Source organism: Curvibacter sp. EU05-FHT14A10, from assembly GCF_058791075.1.
Genome location: NZ_JBYTDE010000015.1, coordinates 152006 through 160540 on the forward strand (window position 1 = coordinate 152006; position 8535 = coordinate 160540).

At 60.2% G+C, this 8535-nt stretch carries 3 protein-coding genes; all 3 read left to right on the forward strand.

Translation table 11 applies throughout. The features are described 5' to 3' along the window. Positions 1 to 212 precede the first annotated feature (212 nt). Genes AC3WUT_RS23955 through AC3WUT_RS23965 form a run of 3 tightly spaced genes read left to right on the forward strand, consistent with a single transcriptional unit; the run spans position 213 to position 8116 of the window. A complete protein-coding gene (locus AC3WUT_RS23955) occupies positions 213 to 3611 on the forward strand; it encodes a hypothetical protein (protein WP_492349582.1) in 3399 nt (1132 codons plus the stop codon). Between the two features lie 9 nt (positions 3612 to 3620). Continuing rightward, positions 3621 to 7757 carry an Ig-like domain repeat protein gene (locus AC3WUT_RS23960; protein WP_492349583.1) on the forward strand — a complete coding sequence of 1379 codons (4137 nt, stop codon included), beginning with the start codon at positions 3621 to 3623 and terminating at the stop codon, positions 7755 to 7757. Beyond that, the gene (locus AC3WUT_RS23965) at positions 7754 to 8116 is read left to right on the forward strand and encodes a hypothetical protein (protein ID WP_492349584.1); all 363 of its coding nucleotides are present in this window, start codon (positions 7754 to 7756) and stop codon (positions 8114 to 8116) included. Before AC3WUT_RS23960 ends, AC3WUT_RS23965 begins: the two co-directional genes overlap by 4 nt. Positions 8117 to 8535 lie beyond the last annotated feature (419 nt).

Sequence of the window (8535 nt, forward strand, 5' to 3'; positions counted from 1 at the left end):
TCGCGGGCCCAACTTACTTGTTGCAATCTCGATGAGAACGATGTCACGGAATCGCAGCAGTCTGTAACGCCTCCCCCCTCCTAAATTGGCAAACCAAGACGGACAGATCCGGGTCTTCGTAGTACGCCTGCCCCGTTCCGTTCGAATGAAGCGGTCATGTCATCTCCGGGCCGACTGCCGTACTGCCTTCAATTTGCCTGTGGGGGGGATTCATGCAATGCCATCACCATCAGAGCCGACTGCTGACCTGGATGGTCGGTGTGATGCTCACCCTCGCGCTCTGCTTTCCGTTGTGGGTCGGTGCCCAAAGCGTGGTCCCCGATTTCTACAAGGATCCAGGCCTTTATCCCAATCGCGACTACCTCAACCAGAGCGTCAACGAACACATCGATCCCTTCACCGGCAGTTTGCAGATCCATGCTGTCGACTTGCGTGTTCCGGGCAACGGCGGGTTGGATATCGACATCGTTCGCTCTTACAACAGCGTAGGGGTGGACACCAGCAACCCTGCGACCTATTTCGGCAATGCTGGGGTCGGCTGGACCTTGCATTTCGGAAGGGTGCTCCGTGTCGGCACCAACATCTGCAATTACCAGGGGGCCACGATCGCCAACAATGCGGTCCTCGAGCTACCAGATGGCAGTCGCCAGATTCTGGCGGTCACCGGACAGGTCTCTCCACTGCTGCTGTCCACACGCTTTTGGCGTGCGGATTGCGCTGGTTCCGGAATGGGTCTGACGGTCTACTCGCCCACTGGCATGCGCTACGACATGACCCAGCAGGTGAGGGCATCGAGTGGCACCAACAACACCTTCGCCTGGTACGCCACCCGGATCACCGATCGCAATGGCAACACGCTCAACATCAGCTATGTGAACCCTGCGGGCCCTGAGATCAGAAGCGTCACGAGCAGCGACAACCGCACGGTCCTCTTCAACTACACCGACCTGGGTCGGGCCGGCAGCCGCATCACAAGCATTACCAGTGGCGGCGCGACATGGCTCTACAGCTACACCCGCATCGAGGGCTATCTCGACACCTACCAATTGAGCTCGGTCACCCGTCCTGATGGCCGCAGCTGGAGCTATGTCTACAACGCCAACCTGGGTACAAGTGCTGCCGGCAGCTTCTTGATGCGCTCGATGGTCTATCCCCAAGGTGGCTCCGTCAGCTATGGGTACGACTGGGTCTATTTCGATTCCCAGGCGAATCCAATGAGTCGCAGCGATGTGGTCACCCGAAAGAACGCGAGTGATGGTGGCAACTGGAGCTTTCGCTATCAGCCTGGTGCACCTGGTCAATACGACACCACCAGCGTCAACTCGCCCGGTGGCTTGGCCATATATCGACACATAGGCCCCAATTTTTCGAGTTCTGGCAAGGTCTGGATGGTGGGCTTGCTGATGTCCAAGACCATTGGTACTCAGCAGAGTGAAACCTACAGTTGGACACCCATCAAGATATCCAGCCAAAACAACTTTCGGCCAGGTGCGTTTGTTCTGAAAGTTGACGCTGGTGCTGTTCTTGCCCCAGTGATGGGCCAAAAAGTCGTGGTGCGTGATGGTGCAACGTACACCACCAACTACAGTAGCTTCGACCGCTATGGCAACCCAGCTGAAGTGTCCGAGACCGGTCCGGGTGGCGGAAGCCGCAACACCAGCATCAGCTACTTTGTCAGTACGGACAAATGGATCTTCCGTCAACGACAGAATGAGAGCAGTTCTGGTGTCCAGATTCAGCGAGGCTTTGATCCGAGTGGCAATCTGCTCTTTGAGACGCGCAACGGCATCAGCACGCGCTACAGCTACGATTCCCAAGGTAACGTGGCCTCGGTCACCTTGCCGGGCAACAAGACGCACAGCTATCGCTCCTATTTGCGCGGCATCGCGCAATCTGAATCCCAGCCCGAGGGCATTGAACTGTCCCGCACCGTGGACAGCTTTGGCAACGTGACCCAGCAGACCGATGGCAATGGGCACAGCACCAGCTATGCCTACGACGCACTCAGCCGTCTGACCTCGATCCGCTATCCGATGGGCAACCCGGTGTCCATCACCTACGACGCCACGAGCAAAACCGCGACCCGGGGGGCCTTGACGCAAGTCACCCGCCATGATGGCTTCGGTCGGACCATCGGTGTCGAGAGCGGTGGCATCAGCCACACCTACCGGGTCGACAGCCTGGGCCGGATCGTCTTTGCCTCCAACCCGGGTTCGGGGAGCGGTACCTCCTATCAATACGACGCGTTGGACCGCGTCATCGGAGTCACTCATGCCGATGGCGCTCGAATCGGTGTGGCCTTCGGTCCAGGCCGCCACACAATCACGGATGAGCGCAACAACAGTTGGTCCCGTGAATACCGATCCTATGGGGATCCGGAATATCGTGTCCTCATGGCGTTGACGCCTCCGGATACGGGCTCCGCACTTCGCCTCACCCGAAATACCCGGGATCAGGTGCTTTCGATCACCCAGGCAGGTCTGACGCGCAGCTACGGCTACAACGGTGCCGGGTACCTGATCAGCGCCATCCACCCTGAAACAGGGACCACACAATTTGGCCGCGATGAGGCCGGCAACATGATCTCGCGATCTGTCGGCTCCTCAGGCGTCACCAGCTACGTCTATGACGGCCAGAACCGGCTGGTCAGCGTCACCTATCCCGGAAGCACACCTGCCATCACCCATACCTACGATCGTGCGAATCAGCGCGTCAGTTCTGTCAGCTCGGTCGCCACGCGGACCTACACCTACGACAGCAACAGGAACCTCCGTTCTGAAACCCTGGCGCTCGACGGCTTCAATTGGACGGCCGCCTACGCCTATGACGGCAATGATCAACTCAGCGCCCTCACCTACCCGAAAACAGCCAGCCAGGTGAACTATGCGCCCAACCCCCTTGGGCGACCCACCCAGGTTTCGGGCTATGCCAGCCAGGTGGCCTTCTGGCCTTCCGGCCAACTGCAGCAGATCGCCTACCTGAATGGCAGCCGTACCAGCTTCGGCCAGAACAGTCGCTTGTTTCCCAGCAGCATGAAGGTTGTGGGCGTCCTCACCGGCGCAGGTATCGACAGCAGCTATGTCTACGACGGCGTCGGCAACCTCACCTCCCTCAGCGACGCAGCCGATGCCATCTTCAATCGTGCATCAACCTACGACGCCATGAATCGGCTGATCACCAGCTCCGGGCCATGGGGCGCTGGTGGGGTCGGCTATGACGCGACCGGCAATCTGAGGCAGGCCAATTGGGGCAGTTTGAGCCGGACTTACGGCTACGACGGCAGCAACCGCCTCACGACGCTCTCGATGGACTCTCAGAGTCAGACCTTCCAATATGACGCCTACGGCAACGTCAGCGCGGTGTCTGACTCCAATTACCTCTGGGACGACAGCCCCAACCTGAAATGTGTTCAGTGCAACCACAGCGCCCGGATCGACTACGCCTATGACCCAGATCGCCACCGCGTGTTGGTGACCCAAGAGGGGGTCAAGACCTACGAGTTTCATGACTGGCAAGACCGGCTCCTCATGAGCTATTCGCCCACCACCCAGGCGACGACCGAATACATCTACCTGGGGCGTCAGCGCATCGCCCAAAAAGTAAGTTATTGAGGACCGCTCATGAACAAGCTCTTCACGGGCCTCCGGTCCCTATTCGCGCCATTGTTGGTGATGTTCATCATTGCCTTCAGTGGCCTTGTCCATGCGCAGGTGTCAGGCGGCCTGTCGGCCAATCCAAGCCGTTGTGTTCTTCTCAGAGGACAGGCCCTGTGTTCGACGCAAATCACCTGGTCGTCACAGAACACCCAGATGGCCTGTGTCTGGAAGACAGTCCCGGCACCGGGTCAGTTGTGGGCTTGTTCAGGGCCGGGGACGCAGACCCAAACCTGGCCCTGGGTCGGCGCAGAAGGCAATTTCTTCGAGTTGCGCAATCACGCCGGGGTCCCCCCTGCCACGGATACAGGTCGTTGGACTGGCACCTTGCTGTCCAGCTTGTCCGTTTCGGCGTTGCCGCCTCTGTTGACTCCGACGTCAGTGAAGCCCGTCACTGCGACCCCAAATCCGCAGGCACTGGGCGAGCCGATGACACTTGCAACCAGTGTCACGCCCGTCCCCGATGGAGGAACGCTCACCTTCTACGTGAACTCCGCCGCTGTCGCGACCGTTCCGCTCAACATGAATGGCAATGCGGCGACCCGCTTCACGGCACCGGGGCCAGGGACCTACACAGCCCATGCGGTTTACAGCGGATCCACCCAATACGCGGCTGGCACGTCCCCCCCCTGGTCGATCAGCTTTGTCGAACCTGTTCAGACCTCATTGCAGCTGACATCCTCGCGCAACCCTGTTCTCACCAAACAGTCATTTGCCTTGACCGCCCAGGTGTCACCCCCCAATGCCAACGGCTACGTCACTTTCAAAGCAGACCTCTACGACATTGGCTCCAACGTGGTGGTCAATGGCATCGCTGCCTTGAGCACTGTCCAGGCCGGCATCCTGTCCTGGGTCGGCGATAGAACCATCACCGCCACCTTCACCCCTGTCTCCAAAGCCTGGACGACAAGCTCGTCCGCTCTGAAGCAGACGGTTTACAACGGCTGGCCGACCAATCTGACCTTGAGTTCCAGCGGAGATCCCGCCATCGTCGGGCAAAGCCACCTTCTGGCGGTCAAGCTGGACCTTCAGCCCAACTCCGGAGCGGTCCACATTGACCCTCGATCCGCCACTGGAATCGTCTACCTCTACGACGGCAATACCTGGATCAGTACAGGCGAATTTTCCTCTGGTATAGCCACCTTCAACGTCAAGTTCTCTCAATCGGGCGCGCATCGACTGACTGCCGCCTACAGAGGTGATGGCGATTTTGCGGGGGGTGATTCGAATGCCCTGACTGTGAACGTCGTATCCCCCACCACCACTTCGACGTCACTGAAGGTCTCAAGCGACACCGTCAAGGTCTTACAGCCGCTTCAATTAACGGCTCAGGTCAGTCCTGCGATGGCAACCGGGACCGTGACCTTCCTCGACGGCAGTCTGGTGCTGGGAGCTGTGCCGGTGTCAGAGGGGCAGGCCCAGTTGAGCACCCAGCTCAACACGGCAGGCATTCACTCCATCACGGCATCGTTTGCAGGGGCGACGGCGGCTTACGGCCCCAGCACTTCACCTGTCGCTCATGTCACCGTCGGGCAGTCGTCCAGTTCGATCCGTTTGACCTCGTCGGTCAACCCGAGCCAACTCGCCCAGGACACCGTTTTGAAAGCCGTGCTCACTCCCTCCAGTGCTACCGGCACCGTGGCCTTCAGTGACGGGTCGATTGCGCTGGGGACCGCCGCAATCATCGGCGGTGTCGCGACCTTGAGCACCCGATTCAATACGGAGGGCCTTCACACCCTCACTGTGAGCTATTCCGGTGACGGCGACCATTCGGCCGGTTCCTCGCCTCAATTGGCGCAACTGGTTTTCAAAGATCCGCCCAGCCCTACCTCGGTCATCCTTAAGGCGTCTGCTGGCTCCATGCCTGTGGGGAGAGTCTTCAACCTGTCAGCCCATGTGAGTCCGGCAAAAGCACCAGGGACGGTCGTCTTTTTGGATGGGGACATCCCACTTGGGAGTGCTGAACTTCTTGCAGGCGTCGCCACGCTCGATGCCCGTCTCGATTCGGTCGGTGAGCATGCCTTGAGCGCTCGGTTCAGCAGCACGGCCAACTATGCTCCCAGCACGTCCGACGTGCTGAATCTGACGGCCCTCAGTCCGTTGGCCACCCGCATCACGATCACTGGGGCGGCTGACCCCATCAAGGTCGGGCAATTGCTGACGCTCAGTGCCAAGGTGACCCCGCCAGAGGCGACGGGCGAGGTGATCTTCATGGGTCAAGGCGTCGCGCTGGGCACGGCGCGGCTCACGGCAGGCCTTGCGACTCAGGGCACGCGGTTGGCCTCGGTGGGCGAGCATCTGTTGACTGCCCGGTACCAGGGCGGTGATGGCTACGCTGCGGCCACCTCTGAAGCCTGGGTGCAGAAAGTCGTCGCTGCCGACACCACGACCCTACTCACCACCTCTGCGAACCCGGCAACGGTGGGGGGGCTCGTCGGCTTGAACGCCAGAGTCTCCCCCCCCGAAGCCACCGGGCAGGTGACCTTCAAGAACGGGGCGACTGTGCTGGCCGCAGTGCCTTTGACGGGCGGGCTGGCGTCGCTCATGACCAATTTCAACACCGCCGGCACCCATGCATTGACGGCCTCCTATGCCGGCGATGCCAACCACGGGCCCAGCGCATCTGTCGTGCTCGATCAGGTCGTTCAGGCTCAAGGCAGCACCGCCAGCACCACCACGCTGTCGAGTTCCATCAACCCGGTTCCTCTGGGGGCCCCCACCCAATTGACGGCCCGTGTGACCCCGGCTGAGGCCACCGGAACCGTGGTGTTCTTGGACAATGGCGTCAGCCTGGGCAGTGCGACCGTCAGTGCAGGGGCCGCCCGTTTGAGCACCATCTTCAAAGTGCTTGGCAGTCACCCGTTGACGGCCGCCTACAGTGGTGATGGCCAGTTCGCCCCCAGTGCCTCGGCGGCCATGGTGCAGACCGTATGCCCGCCTGCGGCAACCTGCGCCACCGCACTCAGCCTGACTGCAAAACCCAACCCGGTCTCTGTGGGTGCCACGGTCACCCTCACCGCCAAGGTGGATCCACCTCAGGCCGAGGGTTCTGTGTCGTTCATGGACGGTGACACCACACTCGGCTCGGCCGCGCTGAACGCCGGTGTGGCAAGCCTGAGCACCTCGTTCAACGTGGTGGGCAATCGGACCTTGGTGGCCCGCTACGCCGGCACGCCCTCCTGGGCCTCCAGCACTTCGCCCTCAATGACCCTGAAGGTCACGGGCAGCAGCACCCCCACCGTCACGTACTTCCACAACGACATTGCGGGCACGCCCCTGATGGCCACAGACGCGACAGGCCGGCCATTGTGGAAGGAGAGCTACCGCCCCTTCGGTGAGCGCACGGTCAACACGGGTTCGGGTGGCGCCGTTGCCAACGCCAACAACAGCCTTTGGTTCACGGGCAAGTTGTATGAGCCCAGCACGGGCCTGAGCTACATGGGGGCGCGCTACTACGCCCCGGCGCTGGGCCGTTTCATCGGCATGGACCCCAAAGAGGTGGACCCGGAGGATGTGCACAGCTTCAATCGCTACGCCTACGCCAACAACAACCCGTTCAAGTACGTGGACCCGGACGGTCGATCGCCGGTGTTGCTGATCCCTCTGGTCTGGACCGTGGGTAACGCGGCGATCAGCGGGGCCATCAACGCGGCCACGCAATACCTGAGCACGGGCCAGGTGCAGTGGCGAGGCGTGGCTGGGGTGTTGGATGCGGCGGGAGATGGGGCGATACTGGGGCCGGCGCTGGGGGCGGTATCGGGGCTTGCGGGCGGCAGTGCATCGGTGGATACCGCCTTACCAGTTGCACCTAGTGTAGGGGGCACTTTCGCGAAGAGTTCGAGTGAGGCGATTCATATTACAAAGGATGGCGTTGCCCTTCCTCCCGGCGCAAAGCATCAGATTCCTGATGGTTATGTTCAGAACCCGTATCGCGCCGGTAGCTATGGCGAGGTCGTTGAAGGGAGATTCAAGGAACGACTTCGCATTGACCCGCCAACGCCGCCAGGGCAAAAGGGGCCGAACTATTCGCACTATCATCGGGACAGCAAAGGCACACACTACAGCCCTAAACCGGGCGACAAAGATCCAGGGTTTGATCCATGAGCGACATCTTCAATTCACTGCCTTGGCATGATGCTGAGTTGTTGGAACTCTTGGTAGATCGGCGTGCTGCTGGAGAGCGTGACGAGGTCCGGCTGCGCGTTGTCTGGCCTCAAGGTGACGAAGTGACACTTCTGTTTTGTGACTGTTATGCCATGTCAGCCGAGATGAATTTCGGCGTCATCGCTGGCGAGCGAATTGCCAGTGCCTCAGTTATCGACGAAGACCCGGGCTTGATCTCTGTTCGAAATCGCTGGAAATCAATCGGTGTTTCGTTGGAAATGCTGCGTTGCTATCGGTTTGAGACATCTTCGACGCACAGTGTCATACGAATCTATTCCAAGCGATTTCAGATCGCATGATCCAATAATCGAATGCTGCGCAATAGCGATGGGCAGAACGCTCTTAAGTGCTTCTTCAGGTCGGTGATGTGGGCATAGCCGAGTTGCCCTATCTCTGGCAGGCGGAGTTGCGCTGAGTGCTTGGGTGCAGGGAGCGCTGAAGTTTCGCCTTTGCCCCTGAAAATCGGAGCGCATATCCCGGTCTTCAAGCAGTAGCCTTCAGTTGCATCGTCAACCAGTGACCGTCGTACTGCATGTGGCTCATTGATCCCAGTGTCGAATCCAGCCGGGAATGAGTGTGGAACCCAATCCAATCCAAACCCAATGGTCTGTACCCCAATGATCGTCCACTACACAAACAGGGTGAGCGGCTAGCCGCACCATCTTGACGGCGACGCTGCGCTCAGGCCTGGCCCGAGGTCCAGCGATGAGGCAGCAGT